We start from the raw sequence: 20565 nt of genomic DNA, 5'->3' as shown, positions 1-20565 counted from the left end.
TGCAAGAGTATTGGGGTTGAACCTTGAAACCCTGGTTATGCTCCAAATGGTCAGCGCACTGCTATTCGTTACCGCCGGAATTCTCGGGCTAGTGGTCGTACATAAAGTGATTGCGATGCTTATGTATCTGGTGCACCACAAACCCTAATAGTGGCCTAAAACCGATCATTGACGGGCATCGATGCTATTAGCGCAGTCTCTGCCAGACCGGCCAGCTTGATGATATGGGGCAGGTTGCGTTCATGGGAACTCTGCACCTAATTGGCGTTTGACCTCCGATATAGGTTCCTTGGTTGGAACTATGGTCAAGTATTCGACCACTGCCATAGCGGTATATTTCAGTGCCCCGAATTCTAAAGTCACCTGAGGACAGCTAGTCAGTGGGGATTCCAGCAAAATGCCGCGCAACATGCTGGGCCATCGATGTGACCAACAACGCGTGATTAGCCTCTACCACACTGTTTCTAAACCATGCGAATTTGGGCTAGGATTGATACTTGTGCGCATTCTGTCCGAGGACTATCCACCTTCGGCATGATGCAGTGCGGGTGAAATCGTTCAAACGCGCAGCGCAACCTTGATATTTTACGCCTCGGCCCTGCCGCCATTCGGGATCAGCATTCGGTGCGCCCACGCCGGTGGGGGTAAGCGATCGTATCAAGGAGACCATATCCGTTCCGCAAGGCTCATTTATGAGAACCAGCGAGACGACAGGAGTAAGAAGTGATTCAGAAAGAGTCGCGACTCAAGGTTGCTGATAACACCGGTGCTAAGGAAATCCTTACCATCAACGTGCTCGGTGGCTCGAAGCGTCGCTACGCAAGCATTGGCGACACTATTGTCGCAACCGTCAAGGATGCCATTCCTGGCGGCAACGTAAAGAAGGGTGACGTCGTCAAGGCTGTCATCGTTCGCACCAAGAAGGAAATCCGTCGTGTCGACGGCTCCTACATCAAGTTCGACGAGAACGCTGCGGTGATCTTGAAGAACGAGGCCGAGCCTCGCGGTACCCGTATTTTCGGTCCAGTAGGTCGTGAACTTCGCGATAAGAAGTTCATGAAGATCGTTTCCTTGGCTCCGGAGGTGCTGTAAGCATGGGTGCAAAGATCAAGAAGGGTGACCTGGTTCAGGTCATCGCAGGCGGCGACCGCGGTAAGCAGGGCAAGGTCCTGAAGGTCTTCCCAGAAGCTCAGCGCGTTCTGGTTGAAGGCGTTAACCGCGTCACCAAGCACACCAAGGCAGGCCAGACCGAATCCGGTTCGACCACCGGCGGTATCGAGGTTGTCGAAGCCCCAATGCACGTTTCGAACGTTGCAGTGGTGGATCCAGAGACCAAGAAGCCTACCCGCGTTGGTTTCCGCGAGGAAACCGTTGAAAAGGACGGCGTGAGCAAGACTGTTCGCGTTCGTTACGCCAAGGCTTCCGGAAAGGATCTGTAATGACTGAAGCAGCCACCAAGATCCAGCCACGTCTGAAGGCTAAGTACACCGCAGACATCCGCCCTGCCCTGCAGGAGCAGTTCAACTACAAGAACCCAATGCAGGTCCCAACCCTGACCAAGGTTGTTGTGAACATGGGTGTCGGCGAGGCCGCCAAGGACTCGAAGATCATCGAAGGCGCCGTACGCGATCTGACCGCTATTACCGGTCAGAAGCCAGTGGTCACCAAGGCCCGCAAGTCGATCGCACAGTTCAAGCTGCGCGAAGGCATGCCAATTGGTACCCACGCCACCCTGCGTAACGACCGTATGTGGGAATTCGTTGACCGCCTGATCACCCTGGCACTGCCTCGTATCCGCGACTTCCGCGGGTTGAGCGATCGCCAGTTTGATGGCAACGGTAACTACACCTTCGGTCTGACCGAACAGTCGATGTTCCACGAAGTCGATCAGGACAAGATCGATCGCGTTCGTGGTATGGACATCACCGTGGTGACCACCGCCAAGAATGATGACGAAGGCCGCGCCTTGCTTAAGGCTCTGGGCTTCCCATTCAAGACCGAAAACTAAACTCACTACGTTACAGGTCCGATACAAAGGAAACCGTAACGAGGAAGGGCTGAAGCCCACATGTCTATGACAGATCCAGTCGCAGATATGCTGACTCGTCTGCGCAATGCCAACTCGGCATACCACGACAGCGTTTCGATGCCGTCGAGCAAGCTGAAGGTTCGCATTGCCAACATCCTGAAGGAACAGGGCTACATCGCCTCCTTCGAGGAAGAAGCAGCTGAAGTCGGCAAGAAGCTGACCATCACTTTGAAGTACGGCCCACTGCGCGAGCGTTCGATCGCCGGTGTCCGTCGCATCTCCAAGCCAGGTCTGCGCGTTTACGCAAAGTCCACCAACCTGCCACACGTGCTGGGCGGCTTGGGTATTGCAATCCTGTCCACCTCCTCCGGTCTGCTTACCGACCGTCAGGCAGCCAAGAAGGGCGTGGGTGGGGAAGTCCTCGCCTACGTCTGGTAACGGAAAGGTAGGGAATACACAATGTCACGTATTGGACGTCTACCAATTACCGTTCCTGCCGGCGTTGAGCTGAAGATCGACGGTCAGGCCGTCTCCGCCAAGGGTCCTAAGGGTGAGCTGTCGCTTAACGTTGCAGCACCAATCACCGTTGCCTTGGAAGAGAACACCCTGACCGTGTCTCGCCCAAACGATGAGCGCGAATCGCGTTCGCTGCACGGCTTGACCCGCAGCCTGATCGAAAACATGATCATCGGTGTCACCCAGGGTTACGAGAAGAAGCTCGAAATCCACGGCACCGGTTACCGTGTGCAGGCCAAGGGTGCAGGTCTAGAGCTTGCTCTGGGCTTCTCCCACCCGGTCAACGTTGAAGCACCAGCGGGCATCACTTTGACCGTTGAGGGCAACAACAAAATCACCGTTGCTGGTATCGACAAGCAGCAGGTCGGCGAGGTTGCCGCTAACATCCGCAAGCTGCGTAAGACCGAGCCTTACAAGGGCAAGGGCATTCGCTACGCTGGCGAGATCATCCGCCGCAAGGTCGGAAAGGCTGGTAAGTAATTATGGCTATCGGAATCAAGGGCAAGAGCAAGTCTGCAGCTCGTGGCCGTCGTCACCTGCGCGTGCGCAAGCGCATCGTTGGTACCTCGGTACGCCCACGTTTGGTTGTCAACCGCTCGGCTCGCCACATCTTTGTACAGATTGTGGACGACTCGCAGGGCATCACCCTGGCAAGCGCTTCGACCATGGAAGCCGATCTGCGTGCTTTCGAAGGCGACAAAACCGCAAAGTCCAAGCGCGTTGGTGAGCTCGTAGCCGAGCGCGCCAAGGCTGCTGGTGTTGAGGCTGTTGTGTTCGACCGCGGCGGCAACAAGTACCACGGTCGCGTTGCAGCCGTGGCTGACGGCGCTCGTGAAGGTGGGCTGGCACTGTGAGCGAATCAACTAACGAGAAGGAAACTCAGGTGTCTGAAGCTACCGAGGCAGTCGAGACTGCAGCGGCTAACGACAACAACTCTCGTCGCAACGAAGGCCGTGGCCGTCGTAACGAGGGTGGCCGTGGTCGTGGCCGCGAGAACCGCGATAACCGCAACGAAGACAAGGACAAGTTCCTTGAGCGCGTTGTAACCATCAACCGCGTTTCCAAGGTTGTCAAGGGTGGCCGTCGTTTCAGCTTCACCGCACTCGTTGTGGTGGGCGATGGCAACGGTACCGTTGGCGTTGGTTACGGCAAGGCTAAGGAAGTTCCGGCCGCTATCGCCAAGGGCGTTGAAGAAGCCAAGAAGAACTTCTTCCGCGTACCACGCGTTGGCACCACCATCCCGCACCTGGTCAAGGGAGAGGACGCCGCTGGCGTCGTTTTGCTTCGCCCAGCTGCTCCGGGTACCGGCGTTATCGCCGGCGGTCCGGTGCGTGCGGTACTGGAGTGCGCCGGCATCCATGACGTGCTGTCCAAGTCGATGGGTTCGCAGAACCAGATCAACATTGTGCACGGCACCGTTGCAGCACTGAAGGCTCTGGAAGAGCCTCAGGCTGTGGCTGCCCGCCGCGGTCTGCCTCTGGACGAGGTTGCCCCGGCCGCAATGCTCCACCACATCCAGACCCAGAAGGCAGGTGCATAGGCAATGGCAAAGAACATTGTCCCAAGCGACGCCAAGCTGGAGATCACCCAGACCAAGTCCGTCATTGGTGCAAAGCAGGGCCACCGCGACTCCCTGCGTTCGCTCGGTTTGAAGCGCGTTGGCCACACTGTGGTCCGCACCGCTGATCCGGTGACCGTAGGCATGCTCAATAAGGTCCCACACCTGGTGAAGGTTGAGGAGGCTAAGTAACATGTCTGAAAAGGAAAACGCACTCAAGGTACACCACCTGCGTCCAGCCGAAGGTGCCAAGACCGCTAAGACCCGTGTGGGTCGTGGTGAGGCATCCAAGGGTAAGACCGCAGGCCGTGGTACCAAGGGCACCAAGGCTCGCTACCAGGTCAAGGCCGGTTTCGCAGGCGGGCAGCTGCCGCTGCACATGCGTCTGCCGAAGCTGCGCGGCTTCAAGAATCCGTTCCGCGTCGAGTACCAGGTTGTAAACCTGGACAAGATCAACGAACTGTTCCCAGAAGGTGGCGAAGTCACCGTCGAGGCACTGGTTGCCAAGGGCGCCGTCCGCAAGAACCAGCCTGTCAAGGTGCTGGGCACCGGCGAGATCTCGGTCAAGGTTGACGTGAAGGTTGACGCCTTCTCGGCTTCCGCTGAGTCGAAGATCGCCGCTGCTGGCGGTTCGGTCACCACCCTCTAAACCAGGGTTGATCAATAGCTAAATGTCCCGCCGAATCTGTCGCAAGGCAGCTTCGGCGGGACTTTTGAGTTAACTTTGTCTAACCGTCAAAGAATGCTAAATCGGCTACCCGACTTCGGGTACTGTAGATATTTGGGGTTGTTCACGGTACATGAACTGCGGCATATTTGGCGCGCCGGTACTTCGAACCGCTAGAATTCTTAAAGTCAATGCAAGAGCCACAATCACGGGCTCAAGCTAATACGTCAGGAGGACGCTTGTTCAGCGCCATAGCCCGAGTCTTTCGGACGCCTGACCTGCGCAACAAGTTGCTGTTCACGCTCGCTATTATTGCGATCTATCGTGTGGGCGTTTTTATCCCGGCTCCGGGTGTAAATTACAGCAACGTTCAGCAGTGTCTGGCAATGGGTGAAACCACCGACGGCATTTATCAGTTCGTCAACCTCTTCAGCGGGGGAGCCCTACTGCAGGTCTCCATTTTCGCGATGGGTATTATGCCGTACATTACCGCCGCGATTATTGTGCAGCTGCTGCGTGTGGTGATTCCACACTTCGAAGCCCTGCACAAGGAGGGTCAGGCCGGTCAGGCCAAGATGACCCAGTACACCCGCTACCTGACTATTGCTTTGGGCTTGTTGCAAGCCACCACCCTGGTCACCCTGGCACGCACCGGAACCCTGTTCCCGGCCTGTCAGCTGCCACTGGTTCCAAATGACTCGCTGATGATCATCCTGCTGATGATTATCACCCTGACAGCGGGCACCGGTCTGATCATGTGGATGGGCGAACTTATTACCGAGAAGGGTATCGGCAACGGCATGTCCATGCTGATCTTCATCTCGATCGCTTCGGGCTTCCCCTCTGCCATGGGCGCCATCGGCCGCTCCCAGGGCTGGGGCGTCTTCACCGGCGTCATGCTCGTAGGTTTCCTGGTGATCGCACTGGTAGTCTTCGTGGAGCAGTCGCAGCGCCGTGTCCCGGTTCAGTATGCCAAGCGCACCATTGGTCGCCGCACCGTGGGTGGTACCTCGACCTACATCCCGATCAAGGTCAACATGGCCGGTGTGATCCCGGTAATCTTCGCCAGTTCGATCTTGGCGCTACCGCAGATGATTGTGCAGTTCAACATCCGTGATGATGGAACTCTGCCAGACTGGGCGCTGTGGTTGCAGACCCACTCTGCTACATCCTCGCCGTACTACATGGCTGTCTATAGCCTGATGATTATCGGCTTCACTTACTTCTACGTGGCGATCACTTTCAACCCTGTTGAGGTGGCCGACAACATGAAGAAATACGGTGGGTTTATCCCCGGCATCCGTGCCGGCAAACCAACCTCCGATTACCTGAGTTACGTGATCTCCCGAGTCACGCTGCCAGGTTCGCTTTACCTCGCAATTGTTGCGCTGATTCCGCTGATCGCGTTCGTTTTGTTCAATGCCGACCAAAACTTCCCATTCGGCGGTACCTCGATCCTCATCATGGTTGGTGTGGGTCTGGAAACCGTCAAGCAGATTAACGCACAAATGCAGCAACGAAACTACGAAGGGCTTCTACGATGACTCGACTGTTGATTATCGGACCACCCGGGGCCGGCAAAGGCACCCAAGCCGTGAAGATCTCCGAGCGCCTAGAGATCGTGGCGATCTCCACCGGTGACATCTTCCGCGCCAACGTCAAGGGCGGAACCCCACTGGGTGTGGAAGCCAAGAAGTACATCGACGCCGGCAACTTCGTTCCGGACTCGGTCACCAACAACATGGTGCAGGATCGTCTGGTCCAGGAGGATGTCGCCGAAGGCTTCCTGCTCGATGGCTACCCACGCACCAGCGCCCAGGTTGATGCCCTGGATGAGATGCTGGCCGCACAGAACCAGAAACTGGATGCCGTGCTGCAGTTGACCGCCGATGACAACGAGCTGGTTGAGCGTCTGCTCAAGCGTGCGGAAATCGAAGGCCGCGCAGATGACACCGAAGAAGTCATCCGTCACCGCTTGTCCCTCTACCACGCGGAAACCCAGGTTGTGGTGGACCGTTACCAAGAGCGCGGGATCGTGCGTCAGGTAGACGGCATCGGCGGAATCGACGAGGTCACCGACCGCGTCATGGCCGCACTGAACGTCAACGCCTAGTCCAGAACAGGCACAGGCCAAGGATCGTACCGAACATCCCGTACGGGTACCGGTACGGTCCTTGAGCCATTTATAGAGAACTACGCCGCAACACTCGATGTTGCGGACAAGCTAAGGGGGAGCCCATGGCATTGGGACAACCAAAAATCGAATATAAGTCCAACGCGCAGATCCTGAAAATGCGTGAAGCCGGACTGGTGCTCGCCGAAGCCTTGGACGAAGCAGTTGCCGCATCCAAGCCAGGGGTGGCCACCAAAGAAGTGGACGCGGTCTTCGCATCCGTCCTCGCGCGCCACGGAGCCACCAGTAACTTCCTTGGCTATCACGGCTTCCCAGCCAGCATCTGCGCCTCGGTTAACCACGAGGTAGTTCACGGCATCCCGGGAGACTATGTGCTCAAAGACGGGGACGTGCTCAAGATTGACGGTGGAGCCATTGTTGATGGCTGGCATGCAGACTCGGCCCGCACCGTGCTGCTGGGCACCGTGGATGAAGCAGATCAACGCCTGAGCGACATTACCGAACAGGCCATGTGGGCCGGCATCGCAGCATTGGATGGGGCACGCTTTATCGGCCAGATCGGCCAAGCCATAGAAAAGTATGTTCACGCCCAACCCGGGCCACGGCTTGGGATTCTGGAAGAGTACTGTGGTCACGGCATCGGGTCGGCCATGCACATGGCCCCGGATGTGTTGAACTACAACAGTGGACACCGCGGGCCCCGCGTTAAGCCAGGAATGGCATTAGCTATCGAACCGATGTTGGTGCGCGGCAAACTGGATACCAGCGTGCTGGAAGATGACTGGACGGTCATCACCAATGATGGGCAGAACGCCTCGCAGTGGGAGCACACCGTCGCGGTTCATCTAGGTGGCATCTGGGTGTTGACCGCAGCAGATGGCGGAGAAGCAGGTTTGGCACCCTTTGGTGTCACCCCGGCTCCGATCAAGGCCTAATAGATCCTAAGATCCGGCACCGGCGTGCCGGATCTTACATTTTAAAGCGGTCCAAAAATTTGTGACCAAGGGTATGCATAGCGTATTCTTGACTGTTGGTTGTCTATTTAACTGAGCCCAAAACCCCTAACAGGTGATGCGGCCGGGCAAAAAGTCAGCCAGAACCAATTACTTGTTGCTGTCATAAGGCAGCAACTACCAAAGTTAGCGGGGAAAATGGCCAAGAAGGAAGGTGTCATCCAGGTAGAGGGCACGGTAACCGAAGCATTGCCAAACGCAATGTTCCGCGTTGAGTTGCCAAACAAGCACGTTGTGCTTGCAACTATCTCGGGTAAGATGCGCCAGCACTACATTCGAATCCTCCCAGAGGACCGGGTGCAGGTTGAAATGAGCCCATACGATCTCAACCGAGGTCGTATCGTTTACCGCTACAAGTAAATCAGTAGTTTTTAGATTGTGATCCGGCGGACGTCCAAGGAATTACTTCCCGCGACGGCCGCTTGAACATTGTCTTCTGACGGGCTTGTTTACCGCTCCAACAAATAACTGCAACCGCAAGAGGAGTAAACCCTTGAAGGTTAACCCTAGCGTGAAGCCGATCTGCGACAATTGCAAGGTTATCCGCCGCAATGGTCGTGTCATGGTGATCTGCGAGAACCCACGCCACAAGCAGCGTCAGGGCTAAAGTCCCGTTTCGGGATTTTACCTACGCGTAGTAATGAAATAGGCAGTGCCGCGTCGAATCAACGCGCGATGCATACCCCCGGTTCGGAGGCTGGGGACCACTACTGAAGTGGATTGGCACTGTTACAGACCTTCGAACGTTGAAAGGTAGCCACATATGGCTCGTTTAGCAGGCGTGGACATTCCACGCGAGAAGCGCGTAATCATCGCGCTGACTTACATCTACGGCGTGGGTAAGACCCGTGCGGAAGAGACCATCGCGGCCACCGGGATTGACCCGAACACCCGCGTTAAGGATCTCGCCGACGCTGAACTGGTTCAGCTGCGTGACTTCATTGAAGGCACCTACAAGGTGGAAGGTGACCTGCGCCGCGAGGTTCAGGCTGACATCCGCCGCAAGGTAGAAATCGGTTCCTACGAAGGTCTTCGTCACCGTAAGGGTCTGCCGGTTCGCGGTCAGCGCACCAAGACCAATGCTCGTACCCGTAAGGGCCCGAAGCGCACCGTCGCCGGTAAGAAGAAGACTCGCTAAACCTTAGCGATCTAGATCCAAAAACTTTTTCGTAGGAGAAGAAATGCCCCCTAAGACTCGTGGAGCGGTGCGTAAGCCGCGTCGCAAGGACAAAAAGAATATCGCGCTAGGACAGGCGCATATCAAAAGCACCTTCAACAACACCATCGTATCGATCACCGATCCGACCGGTGCTGTGATTTCGTGGGCTTCGGCCGGCGAGGTTGGCATGAAGGGTTCGCGTAAGTCGACCCCATACGCTGCCCAGATGGCTGCCGAGTCCGCTGCAAAGCGCGCTCAGGAGCACGGCATGCGCAAGGTTGACGTTTTCGTCAAGGGCCCAGGTTCGGGACGCGAAACCGCGATCCGTTCGCTGCAGGCTGCTGGCCTTGAGGTTGGGTCCATCCAGGACGTTTCCCCAAGCGCCCACAACGGTTGCCGCCCGCCAAAGCGTCGCCGCGTCTAATTCAACCGCTGGGCCGGTTCAGAAGTCACCGACACATCCGCGTCGGTGACATTCTGGGCCTAAAGCCTGCAACAGACGTACGCCGCCGAGGCTACCGTCGTTTCCACCCCCGTGTTGCGTCATATAGCGGACGCTCGCCGAAAGGAAATGTTAGTGCTCATTACGCAGCGCCCAACCCTGACCGAAGAAGTTGTTTCCGAGAATCGCTCCCGGTTCGTTATCGAACCGTTGGAGCCGGGCTTTGGCTACACCCTAGGTAACTCGCTTCGCCGTACCCTGCTCTCCTCGATCCCTGGTGCCTCGGTAACCAGTGTTCGAATTGACGGTGTACTGCACGAGTTCTCCACCGTAGCTGGTGTGAAGGAAGACGTCACCGAACTGGTTCTGAACATCAAGAACCTGTCCGTGTCCTCCGAGCACGACGAACCGGTTGTCGCCTACCTGCGCAAGCAGGGCCCAGGCGTCGTCACCGCAGCGGACATCACCCCGCCAGCCGGTGTCGAGTTCCACAACCCGGAACTGCACATTGCTACCTTGAACGCCAACGGCAAGTTCGATATGGAACTGACCATTGAGCGTGGCCGTGGCTACGTGTCTGCTGCCCAGAACAAGAGCGCTGACGCCGAGATCGGCCGGATTCCGGTTGACTCGATCTACTCGCCAGTTCTGAAGGTGACCTTCCGCGTGGAAGCCACCCGTGTGGAGCAGCGCACCGACTTCGATCGCCTGATCGTTGATGTGGAGACCAAGGAATCGATCTCGCCACGCGACGCCGTCGCATCGGCCGGTACCACCCTGGTAGAACTGTTTGGCTTGTTCCGCGAGCTGAACACCACCGCCGAAGGTATCGAGATTGGCCCATCGCCAACCGACGCAGCTCTGGCTGCTGACATGGCGTTGCCGATCGAGGATCTGGAACTGACCGTACGTTCGTACAACTGCCTCAAGCGCGAAGGCATCCACTCGGTGGGTGAATTGGTCACCCGCTCGGAAGCCGACCTGATGGACATCCGTAACTTCGGTGCGAAGTCCATTGACGAAGTCAAGGCAAAGCTTGTTGAACTCGGATTGGCCCTGAAGGATTCCCCTCCAGGTTTCGATCTCGGTTCCCGTGCCGCCATGGAAGATGGCGACGATGTCTACGGAGACGGCAGCCTCTAGGCACCGCGTCTGGCGACAAACTACTTCATCCGTGAGGCCGGTTCACCCCGGCCACACCGGATTATTCATCTAGGAGAACACCAATGCCAACCCCATCAAAGGGTCCGCGTCTCGGAGGCAGCGCAGCACACGAGCGACTGATCCTCGCTAACCTGTCTGCACAGCTGTTCGAGAACAAGCAGATCACCACCACCCTGAACCGCGCCAAGCGTCTGCGTCCACACGCAGAGCGCCTGATCACCTTCGCCAAGCGCGGGGATCTGGCCTCGCGCCGCCGCGTTCAGTCGGTTATCGCCTCGCGTAGCCGCACCAACAAGTCCGTTGTTTACGAATTGTTCGAAAACATCGCACCGGTAATGGCTAACCGCGAAGGTGGTTACACCCGCATCACCAAGATCGGCAACCGTAAGGGCGACAACGCTCCAATGGCTGTCATCGAGCTGGTCATGGAGCCAGTATCGCCTAAGCAGGCCGTGGTGAAGGAAGCCGAGAAGGCCGCCGAAAAGGCTGCCCCAGAGGTAACCGAAGAGGCCTAAAGAACCTCTTGAGGTAATTCACCTCGACCGTTAGTCGGTCAGCCAAAGACCCCGGAAGATCATTCCGGGGTCTTTGCTTTTGGCCGGCAGCATCTGAACCTAACGGCTGATCTCGAACAGATTCCACGGAGCAAAATGATGTCCATCAGTAGCAGCGCCCAAATCCCGCACCCCTTGGGTGCCGTCGTCAGCGACGGACCGGCGGAACCTGCCACTATCCGGGTGCGCATGCGGATCGGCTACGACGGATCGGCCTTCCACGGTTGGGCACGGCAACCCAATGTTGTGGGCGTACAACAGGTCGTTGAAGAAGCACTGTTCACACTGATCCGCCGTCCGGTGCGCGTCACCGTGGCTGGGCGTACTGACGCCGGGGTACACGCCCGCGCCCAAGTAGTGCACTTTGATCTGACCGAAACCGAGTATGCGCAATTACCGCGGCGTGCCGAGCTGGAGCCACCGGCGGCGTTAGTGCGCCGACTAAACGGGGTACTTGGAGCGCAGGAAGGCGCGGTACTGGTACTTGATGCCCAGCGTGCCGAACCGGGTTTTGATGCCCGATTCTCCGCCCTGCAACGACGCTACTCCTACCGGATCGCTGACGGACTAGAACGCTGGGACCCGTTAACCCGGCAACTGACCATGTGGCACCGCAATCCCTTAGATGTGGCGCTGCTAAACGCTGAGGCCCACAGCGTCTTGGGGCGACATGATTTTCTGTCCTACTGCAAACCGCGTCCGGATGCCACCACGATCCGCACCCTCAAAGAATTCACGTTTATCCGGAACGAAGAGGGCATCGTGGTGGCGCACCTGGTCGCCGATGCCTTCTGCCATAATATGGTCCGCGCGCTGATTGGCGCCGCGTTGATGGTGGGCGATGGACGGGAACAACCCGGGTTCCTGCGTCAACGATTAGTGGCCATGGTGCGAGATTCAAAAACCAAGCTGGCACACCCCCGCGCCCTGGTCTTAGAAGAAGTCAGCTACCCACCAGCCAGCGAACTGGCGCTGCGCGCCTCGCTCACCCGCGCCAAGCGACGCGTTGACGAGGTCAATGTATTACTTGATCAGGGAGAATAACTACAAGTCAACGTTTGACAGCAGAGCCTGCCTGGGGCGAAGATAACTCATAGCGGTAAGTTATATCCATGATTGCGTAGTGGTTTCTGGGTCAAACCCTTGGGCGCGCACGGTAAAATTCAGGAGCAGAGCTAGTGAACGTGCGCCATCAGCTAGTGGAAGAAATCGTTGCTGGTCCCGTTGACGGGCAGATCTTCATTGTTGAAGGTGCCTTCGGTTCCGGAAAGAGTTCGCTGCTCAACGCGCTACGTCAGCACTGGGAGCCACAGCGCGAGTGCCTGATGATTCTGACAGATCAGCAAGATCATCAGCTTCCTTTTGCCGCTTTTTCCCATGTGATTGGTTCTGCTGACACCGCCTACGCGGATGTGTTAGCCGCCCTTGATGCCGCGCAGAATCCGGTGATCATGATCGATGACTTCGAGCTACTGGATCTTGCCTCGCGTCGGCTACTGTTCTGGGCCCAAGAACACCGGGCCATTTCAATAGTGATCTGCTGTCACCGCAGCGATTCGCACCAAGAATTGGTCGAGTTGCTCTCGCAACCTAACGTGCATCATGTCGCACTGCCACCACTGACCAGCGAACAGATCGCGCTGGTGCTCCACCAAGTTTGGGGATATCAACCGTTGCCCTGGCAGGTTGTTGCGGCGGCCCGGTATAGCGATGCGAACTTGCTCGCGGTGGAAACACTGGCCAGATTTGTGAGCCAGAATATGCCAGACGCCACGGGCCCGGCCGTCTGGCAAGAACATTTCCTCTACCCCTTCGATGACATCCATGCCAGTTTGCGTGAATTTTTGGAACATTTGCAGCAGGCTTATGATCCGCAGCTGATGGACGCAGCCCAACGTATGGCCATGATTGGGCCCTGCAGTGTGTCCCAAGCGGTTCAGCTCGTCGGTGCCATGGCTTTGGAGCAGCTACAGAATCTGGGATTCATCGATAATTCGCAGCAGGGTGCGCAGGTGCAACTGTCCAATAGTTTGCTGGACTTGAGCTTGCGAATCGATCTTCTTGACGGGGTGAAAATCAGTGAGTTGCGCCAGGTCATCGACGAACATCTGGATTACCCTGGCTACCAACCACCGGCAGCGCACGTGCTGTGGTGGAAACATTCCGGGATCAGTCTTCCAGAACAGGTCTTGCTGACGGCAGCTCGTGGGGCACTAGCCCAAGGACATCCACACATCACACACCTGATTCTGGAACAGAGCACCACGGCGGCGGCGTCTTGGCTACGCGCCGAGGGGCATGTCTTACAGGGTAATGCGCAGCAGGCGCGGGCTGAAGCCGATCGAGCCCTAGAACTTGCGGATCCGGAAATCCCCTTGAATGCCACCGAAGCACTGGTTTGCGTAGCCACCGGGCTATGGCCCGAACAAGCCACACGGTGTGCTAGCGTCCCCGGGCTAGAACTGTGTGCAACGGTGGTCCATCTGGGGATGCTTGGTGAATACCAACAGGTGGTCAATCTTGGCTCACAGCTGCCCCCAGACGCGGAGCGGCAGATGCGGCAGAATGTGCTGGCACTGACGGCCGTTGCCGAAGCGATGTTGGGAGACGGGAACGCGGCCCTAGAACGCTTTGAAAGTATTGGGCAGGTTCGGTTAGATGCCTCGGCCATTACCCAACAAAACGTCGCCGATGCGTTGCGCGTGGTGCTGTTCCTCACCGGCCGCTGGAGCGATCTTAAGCACCGAATCACCGAAGGGTATTCACTTCACGCGGTCAATGACCGTTCGGGGTTCAGTACGGAATTGGCGGTCCTGATGAACCAACCGTCCGGGGTACCCCTGATGCCCATTGAATACGGCACCCCTTCGCCACTTGGCTGCGTTCAGCTTCGTGAATTGGCCAAGATCGTCAATGACGCGGAGAAAGACCCGGCCACGAGTTGTGCCCGGATCATGGAACTAGCCCAGTCACACGAGAAAACCCTGCCCAGGGCTGTTCGATTAATCTACTGGGCCTGGATGGCCAGACTCTCGTACTTGGACTCACAACAAGTGGATCTGACACTGCTGGGGACCTTACGGGAAATTGCCGCGCAAACCAGTAGTAGGTTGTCACAAGTGCTATTGCTTTACGCGCGTTCACACCTCGAAACCAACCCACAGTTGGCACACAGTGCCGTTGAACAGGCCAAACGGGCCGGCATGTTGGACTGGTTCCCTGAAGCGCCGACGGCTCAGAGTGGTGAGACAGAAATACTGCTCAACCAGCTCAGCAAACGGGAGTATCAAGTGTCCGAACTCGCCGCGACGGGGCTACGCAGTCACGACATTGCCGTTGAATTGGATGTTTCGGTACGGACCGTGGAAACGCACCTCCGTAACGCCTACCGGAAACTGGCTATTAGTAGCCGACATGAGCTCAGTGCGCTGTTTAGCTCACAGGCGGTGGGCTAGTGGGTGTACCCCTCCCGGAGAGGCTGCGCAGCTACTGTGCCGCGGTGGTGAACGACGGTTGTAAACCCAACCGTGCTGGGTGGGTCATCTCTGACGGCTTTATCGACAGCCTTGATATCTGGGATCACTTTCTCACACAACACCCGTACTTAGGTCCGATCATCAAACTAGCTTCCTTGGGAGCACCGGCGGTTCCCGGAATCGACCTGCAACCGTTGGCCGCAAAATTCGGTAATGGTCAGTTACCTCGTATCGACAGCCAGGATCTGGCCGCCAGCCATTTTGAGGTCTTAGAACACCTGAGATCGCTGCTGCGTAGCGAACAGGCGATGCCGCTGGTCGTGATCCACCAACCAGCCCAGCTTGATGACTTTAGCCAAAGGATTCTCGGTGCGCTGGCACTGGAAGGAACCTTGCGGCTGGTGCTTCACCTATCTGCTGGCAACGCACTTTCGGCACGCTGGCAGAAACTGGCACGGAACGGCCAGCTGATCAGCTGCCCGGTCCTGCGTGTCACAGCGCAGGAAATACCCGAAATATGTCAACAAATTCGGGACGACGTCGTGGTGCCAGAACTGAGCGCCATTTCTGCCTACCAAGTTACCGGCGGTGAGCTGCCGGTCCTGTGGACCCTGCTCAATGATGTCGAGACATCGCAGCTGCGCAGGGTTCTAGCTACCGGAACATTTGGGGCCATAGCCCCGCTGGAACAGCTAACTCACCGACTGCGTTTATGCCGGGTACGTCTTTCGCCGCAGATCCGGCGAGTACTTGATATATGTGCGGTAGCCGGTCATCTGCCGCTCGAAGAGCTGCGTGCGTTAGCTGACCGGCCGGTGGTGGACCAGCTAATCGGCTGGGGATTACTGAGTGTGCATTCCTGTGCGGGGCACCCCGTACTGGGTTTGGCAGGCAGTCTGATTGGGCTGCATTGGGTGGGGCTGCTTTCCGCCTATGAGCATCAGGAGCTACGCACTGGACTTATCAGCAATCAGGGTTGCTGTGGGATTCGAGAAATTTACTCACACCTCACCGCAGGGGCTACGACGAGTGAGTTATCGGCGCAGGAGCTACAGTGGCGGCTGGAGCTATCTTGTGAGCAGGGAAATCTGGCGGTCGCTAAAGTCCTGGCTGAGCAACTCAAAGAACACCTGGCCACGGTGCAGAATCCTCAGGATTTTCAAGGGATCCTCAATACTGTAGCCCGGTACACGGCACTGGCCGAAGGCCCGTATCAGGCCCTGCGGATGCTTACCCGCACCAGCAATACATATCCACATAACTGGCAGGATCCGGCAAGCCGCGAGTTGATCGTGGAGATCTATCTACAAACCGGCAGACTTCTCCCGACGATCCAGCGCATTGCGCAATCATTGGGGATCCCCGCGCCGAACAGCACCGCGGACCCAAGTTTCTGGCAACTGCTGCCAGAAGATGAGCTGCGCGAACACCTGCGACGCGGACTGAGCGCCGCATCGAACGCCAATCTGCGTGCCGCAGCAGTGCACTTTGTGGCCGGACTACGTAAAGCTCAAAAAAATCCTGACCGCGGCAATGCGCGCACCCTTCGCACTACCTTCCTCTCCTATGCCGCCTACGCACTAGCATTGGGCGGGTATTGCGAGCAATGGGAAGAATTGCGGCGGTATCTGCATCAGCACTGGCAACCCTGGCACACACAGATCGCGGCCGGGTGGCAGGCAAGTCTGGGGGTGCTGCAATATCAACGTGGAGCCCTGGACGATGGCCGTCGTAGCCTCATCGACGCAGCACAGTGCGCGCGCTTAGTTAACCATGACGATGTGTGGGAAGCCGGGCACGCCTTTCAGGTGTGGCTCGATGCCCAGCAACTGGCGGACGAAGCTACAAGCAGACAACTTGACTTGCCGTTGAACGAACTCCTTGGTTTTGGCCGTAGCACCCTGGAAGCCGCACTAAATCAGGCGCTCATCAGGGAACATGATGCCCTTGAAGCGCTGCTGCCACTGACCGAAAAACTCCAAGACCCACGTGGACGAGCCATCCGACTCAGCGTTCATGCTGAATTAGGCTTTGAAGACCCGCGCCGCGTGGCGCAAATCTTGCATGGGTTGGGCCAAGAGTTCCTCTGCCTTTGGGTCATTGATGGGATTGTGCTGCGGGGCATGCTCGCGCACCGTGGGGATCTACCCATGCCGCAAAGCCGCAGAATCGAAGATCTGTTTGCTTTCACCACCGAGTTGATCCGTCGGTGCGCGGAACTGGAACTCGAACCACCGCCGGCAGAACTGGTGCAGATCTTGCACACCGCTAGCGAACAAAGCCTTGCAGTGTTACCTTTCGCCGCGTCCGAGGCCAAGAAACGCAAACTGACCCAGCGTGAGGAAGAGATTTTTGCGTTGGTACGTGCCGGTGAAAGTAACCGCACCATTGCCCGGAAGTTGACCGTCTCCATTCGTACGGTGGAGGGGCATATTGCCGCGATTCTCGATAAATACGCGCTCAGCAGCCGCCTCTTACTAAGTAACGTACCCGTTCCCGCCGCACTACCGATCTCAGCGCCTGCGCGAACTACGTAGTGGAAAAGGAAAAACAAGTAGTCACTGCGTAATGCGCTTAATGTGAGAAGGAAATAAGCTGACTGTAGTCAATGACAAGCACGAGCCGGTGGATCCTGCGATGGGGGTTGCAGGAAAGTGAATCAACACTAAACACCGGATCGAACGCACCGAGTTTCTCGAACACCGCAAGGGTTCGTCTGCGCGAAGAGCGCCGAACCCACCTCGGGGAACCGGAGCGTTAGCTTGAGCATTTGCGCGACCAGCTTCGCAGTTCGCATTTATTTGGGGGGAACTGCGCGCGAAGTCGAACTAACCGGTGGATACCACCGACGCCCAATGTGCGGGAGAATCTTTCTCCCGCACATTGCGCGTGAATCCGCGAAACGCTGCCGGATGTGACTAAAACTACCCACAATCCGCCGGATATTGCAGGTGGAGTAAGGCACAAGGAATTGGTAGTTACCCATTCAATCGGCTAAACTCTTCTAAGTTGTGTGTGTCCACGTTCGACACTACGTACCATGGCGTGACGGCTTAGTTGCATAGCCGCTGGTCTGCTCGGTACGCGAACACCTCTGGACAGCCGGTTAAATCAGTCCTCACCTGACGTACTGGTCCAAACACAAATAAACACGACAGTGCTCGTCCCTGATGGATCTCACGCCATGACACAAGTAGCTGTTTGACCAGAAACGAATCAACGTAAGGCAATTACTGTGCGTACGTACACCCCGAAGCCTGCTGACCAGACCCGTCAGTGGCACATCATTGACGCGACCGATGTAGTTCTCGGCCGTCTGGCTGTCGAAGCAGCTACCCTGCTGCGCGGCAAGCACAAGGCAACTTTCGCCTCCCACATGGATATGGGCGACCACGTCATCATCATCAACGCCGAGAAGGTTGCCCTGACCGGCAACAAGCTCGTGCAGAAGCGCGCCTACCGTCACTCCGGTTTCCCGGGCGGTCTGCGCAGCTCGAACTACGCCGAACTGCTGGAGAAGAACCCAGTTCTGGCCGTGGAGAAGGCCATCAAGGGCATGCTTCCAAAGAACAAGCTGTCGGGCGCCCAGCTGAGCAAGCTGAAGGTTTACCGCGGCGCTGAGCACCCACACGCTGCCCAGGCTCCGAAGCCATTCGAAATCACCCAGGTCGCTCAGTAGTCCTGGCCCCGAGTAGAAAACTTATTAGGAGATAATCGTGGCTCAGAACGCTGAAGAGATTAACGAATTTGAAGGCGACGCACCAGCGTCGTACACCACCGAGACCACTGCCTCGGCTGCTGCTGGCACCGAGGTTGAGCGCGCTCCACTGACCGTCTCCGGCGGTGCCGTGGGACGTCGCAAGCAGGCTATCGCCCGTGTTCGCCTGGTTCCAGGCACCGGCAAGTGGCTGCTGAACGGTCGCGAGCTGTCGGACTACTTCCCGAACAAGCTGCACCAGCAGGACGTCAACGAGCCATTCAAGGTCTTGGGCCTGGAAGGTGCTTACGACGTTTTCGCACGCATCCACGGCGGCGGTGACTCCGGTCAGGCCGGTGCACTGCGTCTGGGCATCGCTCGTGCACTGAACGAGATCGATCGCGACGCTAACCGTCCAGCTCTGAAGAAGGCCGGTTACCTGACCCGCGACGCTCGCGTTATCGAGCGCAAGAAGGCTGGTCTGAAGAAGGCTCGCAAGGCCTCGCAGTTCTCGAAGCGCTAAGCTTTACCGCTTCACACAAACCCCATACCCGTACATACGGGTGTGGGGTTTGTCCCATTTATCACACTCTTTTCAACACTTCACCCACCATTGGTGCGATACGTGAACGTCTTTTGCCGATCGCATCGGGACTTCGCGTGCAATTGCGCCCGGATTCCTACACTGACCATTTATGATAGTGGGTGATGGCAAGGTTATTTGGGACCGATGGGGTCCGTGGAAAAGCAAATGAATTATTGACACCGGAGCTGGCGATGCGTCTGTCGCAGGCTGCCTCGGTGGTGCTGGGGCTCAGTCAGTCCGAGGACGGTCGTCGCCCAGTAGCTGTAGTGGCGAAGGATCCGCGAATTAGCGGTGACTTCCTCTCTGCGGCAATTGAGGCAGGACTCGCGGCATCTGGTGTTGACGTCAAGGACGCTGGCACCCTGCCCACCCCGGCCGCAGCGTTCCTCGTCGGGGATCTCGGTGCGGACTTTGGTGTGATGATTTCCGCCTCGCACAACGCTGCCCCGGATAATGGCATTAAGTTCTTAGCCCGCGGTGGCAAGAAACTGGATGATGCACTGGAGGACGCCATTGAGGCCTGCCTGCAGATGGATCCACCACGGCCCACCGGTGGCGCGGTAGGTCGCGTCTCACGCTTCGCCGATGCCGAAGACCGCTACATCATTCACCTTTTGCAGACTCTGCCCAACCGTCTAGACGGGCTCAAAGTTGTACTGGACTGTGCCCACGGTGCCGCCTCGGGCTGCTCCCCAGAGGTATTCAACGCCGCTGGCGCCGAAGTGATCGTCATTGGTGCAGAACCCGATGGGGTTAATATTAATGATGGTTACGGCTCCACTCATCTCGAGCAACTGCAAGCCGCAGTGCTGGCTAATCACGCTGATTTGGGAATTGCCCATGACGGGGATGCCGACCGCTGCCTAGCGGTAGACCACGAAGGTAATGTCGTGGACGGGGACCAGATCATGGCGATTATGGCCCTGGCCCTGAAGGACCAAGGCAAACTGAAAGATGACACCCTCGTTGCCACGGTGATGAGCAACCTGGGCCTAACTCTGGCCATGGAAGCCAACGGGATCACCGTCACCCAGACCGGGGTGGGGGACCGTTACGTCCTGGAATCCATGAACGCCAACGGCTATTCCTTGGGCGGTGAACAATCCGGCCACGTGATCTTCGCCGACCACGCCACCACCGGCGACGGTGTGCTGACCGGCCTGCAGCTGGCCGCCCGAGTGAGGGCCACTGGCAAGTCGCTGAAGGAATTGGCTGCGGTGCTCACCGTGCTGCCTCAGGTATTGATCAATGTGCGCGGCGTGGATAAGGCCGCAGCGCCCGAGTGCGAGCCGCTCCAGCTGGCGATTTCTGAATCCGAAGAACGTTTGGGTTCCACCGGACGGGTGCTCCTGCGCCCCTCGGGTACCGAACCAGTAGTGCGTGTGATGGTGGAAGCCGCCACTCAGGAACAGGCGCAGGCCGAGGCCGAATTGCTGGCCACCAAGGTCTCGGAGTATCTGGCCCTCTGAGAAACACCTGAAAGTTCGTGAAGTATTCACCCCCGGACCGCCCCGTCAGATAGGTGGCGGCCGGGGGTGAGTCGTACACTCACAATTGTTGAGTTTAATAT

23 protein-coding genes and 1 pseudogene are annotated in these 20565 nt (G+C 57.5%); all 24 read left to right on the top strand.

Going from position 1 to position 20565, the window contains the following annotated elements:
- The first annotated feature begins 723 nt into the window (after window positions 1–723).
- The 24 genes and pseudogenes from rplN (at window position 724) to glmM (ending at window position 20464) form a co-directional block, all read left to right on the top strand.
- Window positions 724–1092 carry a 50S ribosomal protein L14 gene (gene rplN / locus ACQQZ8_RS10980; protein ID WP_431709847.1) on the top strand — a complete coding sequence of 123 codons (369 nt, stop codon included), beginning with the start codon at window positions 724–726 and terminating at the stop codon, window positions 1090–1092.
- Between the two features lie 2 nt (window positions 1093–1094).
- Entirely contained in the window at window positions 1095–1439 is a 345-nt protein-coding gene (rplX, locus tag ACQQZ8_RS10975; RefSeq protein WP_431709846.1) for a 50S ribosomal protein L24, read from the top strand.
- Complete coding sequence (gene rplE, locus ACQQZ8_RS10970) at window positions 1439–2008, top strand: 50S ribosomal protein L5 (protein WP_431709845.1); 570 nt, start codon at window positions 1439–1441, stop codon at window positions 2006–2008. The genes rplX and rplE overlap by 1 nt, the downstream gene beginning before the upstream one ends.
- A 60-nt stretch (window positions 2009–2068) precedes the next feature.
- The gene (gene rpsH, locus ACQQZ8_RS10965) at window positions 2069–2467 is read left to right on the top strand and encodes a 30S ribosomal protein S8 (RefSeq protein ID WP_431709844.1); all 399 of its coding nucleotides are present in this window, start codon (window positions 2069–2071) and stop codon (window positions 2465–2467) included.
- Window positions 2468–2488: 21 nt separating this feature from the next.
- The gene (rplF, locus tag ACQQZ8_RS10960; protein ID WP_431709843.1) at window positions 2489–3025 is read left to right on the top strand and encodes a 50S ribosomal protein L6; all 537 of its coding nucleotides are present in this window, start codon (window positions 2489–2491) and stop codon (window positions 3023–3025) included.
- Window positions 3026–3027: 2 nt separating this feature from the next.
- Window positions 3028–3399 carry a 50S ribosomal protein L18 gene (gene rplR, locus ACQQZ8_RS10955; protein WP_431709842.1) on the top strand — a complete coding sequence of 124 codons (372 nt, stop codon included), beginning with the start codon at window positions 3028–3030 and terminating at the stop codon, window positions 3397–3399.
- Window positions 3396–4085 carry a 30S ribosomal protein S5 gene (rpsE, locus tag ACQQZ8_RS10950; protein WP_431709841.1) on the top strand — a complete coding sequence of 230 codons (690 nt, stop codon included), beginning with the start codon at window positions 3396–3398 and terminating at the stop codon, window positions 4083–4085. Before rplR ends, rpsE begins: the two co-directional genes overlap by 4 nt.
- Before the next feature lie 3 nt (window positions 4086–4088).
- On the top strand, window positions 4089–4295 hold the full coding sequence (rpmD, locus tag ACQQZ8_RS10945) for a 50S ribosomal protein L30 (protein ID WP_431709840.1): 207 nt from the start codon (window positions 4089–4091) through the stop codon (window positions 4293–4295).
- Between the two features lies 1 nt (window position 4296).
- Window positions 4297–4752 (top strand): 50S ribosomal protein L15, encoded by a 456-nt coding sequence (gene rplO, locus ACQQZ8_RS10940; RefSeq protein WP_431709839.1) that lies wholly within the window; start codon window positions 4297–4299, stop codon window positions 4750–4752.
- Window positions 4753–5009: 257 nt separating this feature from the next.
- Window positions 5010–6314, top strand: a complete 1305-nt coding sequence (secY, locus tag ACQQZ8_RS10935; RefSeq protein WP_431709838.1) for a preprotein translocase subunit SecY — start codon at window positions 5010–5012, stop codon at window positions 6312–6314.
- On the top strand, window positions 6311–6883 hold the full coding sequence (locus tag ACQQZ8_RS10930; RefSeq protein WP_431709837.1) for an adenylate kinase: 573 nt from the start codon (window positions 6311–6313) through the stop codon (window positions 6881–6883). The genes secY and ACQQZ8_RS10930 overlap by 4 nt, the downstream gene beginning before the upstream one ends.
- A 125-nt stretch (window positions 6884–7008) precedes the next feature.
- Window positions 7009–7839: a type I methionyl aminopeptidase gene (gene map, locus ACQQZ8_RS10925; protein ID WP_431709836.1), complete on the top strand. Its 831-nt coding sequence runs from the start codon at window positions 7009–7011 to the stop codon at window positions 7837–7839.
- A 216-nt stretch (window positions 7840–8055) separates the two neighbouring features.
- Window positions 8056–8277: a translation initiation factor IF-1 gene (gene infA / locus ACQQZ8_RS10920; RefSeq protein WP_054821343.1), complete on the top strand. Its 222-nt coding sequence runs from the start codon at window positions 8056–8058 to the stop codon at window positions 8275–8277.
- A 133-nt stretch (window positions 8278–8410) separates the two neighbouring features.
- Window positions 8411–8524 (top strand): 50S ribosomal protein L36, encoded by a 114-nt coding sequence (gene rpmJ / locus ACQQZ8_RS10915; RefSeq protein WP_265155558.1) that lies wholly within the window; start codon window positions 8411–8413, stop codon window positions 8522–8524.
- 156 nt (window positions 8525–8680) lie between these two features.
- Window positions 8681–9055, top strand: coding sequence for a 30S ribosomal protein S13 (rpsM, locus tag ACQQZ8_RS10910; protein WP_431709835.1), 375 nt, complete (start codon window positions 8681–8683; stop codon window positions 9053–9055).
- 43 nt (window positions 9056–9098) lie between these two features.
- Entirely contained in the window at window positions 9099–9500 is a 402-nt protein-coding gene (gene rpsK / locus ACQQZ8_RS10905; protein WP_265155560.1) for a 30S ribosomal protein S11, read from the top strand.
- A gap of 153 nt (window positions 9501–9653) precedes the next feature.
- A complete protein-coding gene (locus ACQQZ8_RS10900) occupies window positions 9654–10661 on the top strand; it encodes a DNA-directed RNA polymerase subunit alpha (RefSeq protein WP_431709834.1) in 1008 nt (335 codons plus the stop codon).
- Between the two features lie 83 nt (window positions 10662–10744).
- A pseudogene (gene rplQ / locus ACQQZ8_RS10895) lies at window positions 10745–11191 on the top strand (50S ribosomal protein L17); the annotation flags it as partial.
- 234 nt (window positions 11192–11425) lie between these two features.
- Entirely contained in the window at window positions 11426–12280 is an 855-nt protein-coding gene (gene truA, locus ACQQZ8_RS10890) for a tRNA pseudouridine(38-40) synthase TruA (protein ID WP_431712182.1), read from the top strand.
- 140 nt (window positions 12281–12420) lie between these two features.
- Complete coding sequence (locus ACQQZ8_RS10885; protein ID WP_431709833.1) at window positions 12421–14691, top strand: helix-turn-helix transcriptional regulator; 2271 nt, start codon at window positions 12421–12423, stop codon at window positions 14689–14691.
- Complete coding sequence (locus ACQQZ8_RS10880; protein WP_431709832.1) at window positions 14691–17249, top strand: response regulator transcription factor; 2559 nt, start codon at window positions 14691–14693, stop codon at window positions 17247–17249. The genes ACQQZ8_RS10885 and ACQQZ8_RS10880 overlap by 1 nt, the downstream gene beginning before the upstream one ends.
- Window positions 17250–17947: 698 nt before the next feature.
- Entirely contained in the window at window positions 17948–18391 is a 444-nt protein-coding gene (rplM, locus tag ACQQZ8_RS10875) for a 50S ribosomal protein L13 (protein WP_431709831.1), read from the top strand.
- 37 nt (window positions 18392–18428) lie between these two features.
- Window positions 18429–18932, top strand: a complete 504-nt coding sequence (rpsI, locus tag ACQQZ8_RS10870; protein ID WP_431709830.1) for a 30S ribosomal protein S9 — start codon at window positions 18429–18431, stop codon at window positions 18930–18932.
- A gap of 185 nt (window positions 18933–19117) precedes the next feature.
- Window positions 19118–20464: a phosphoglucosamine mutase gene (gene glmM, locus ACQQZ8_RS10865; protein WP_431709829.1), complete on the top strand. Its 1347-nt coding sequence runs from the start codon at window positions 19118–19120 to the stop codon at window positions 20462–20464.
- Window positions 20465–20565: the final 101 nt, after the last annotated feature.

The organism is Glutamicibacter uratoxydans, from assembly GCF_050753455.1.
Lineage (GTDB): Bacteria > Actinomycetota > Actinomycetes > Actinomycetales > Micrococcaceae > Glutamicibacter > Glutamicibacter uratoxydans_A.
The sequence above is the reverse complement of the archived record's forward strand: the minus strand, read 5'-3'. Positions and strand labels throughout refer to the sequence as shown.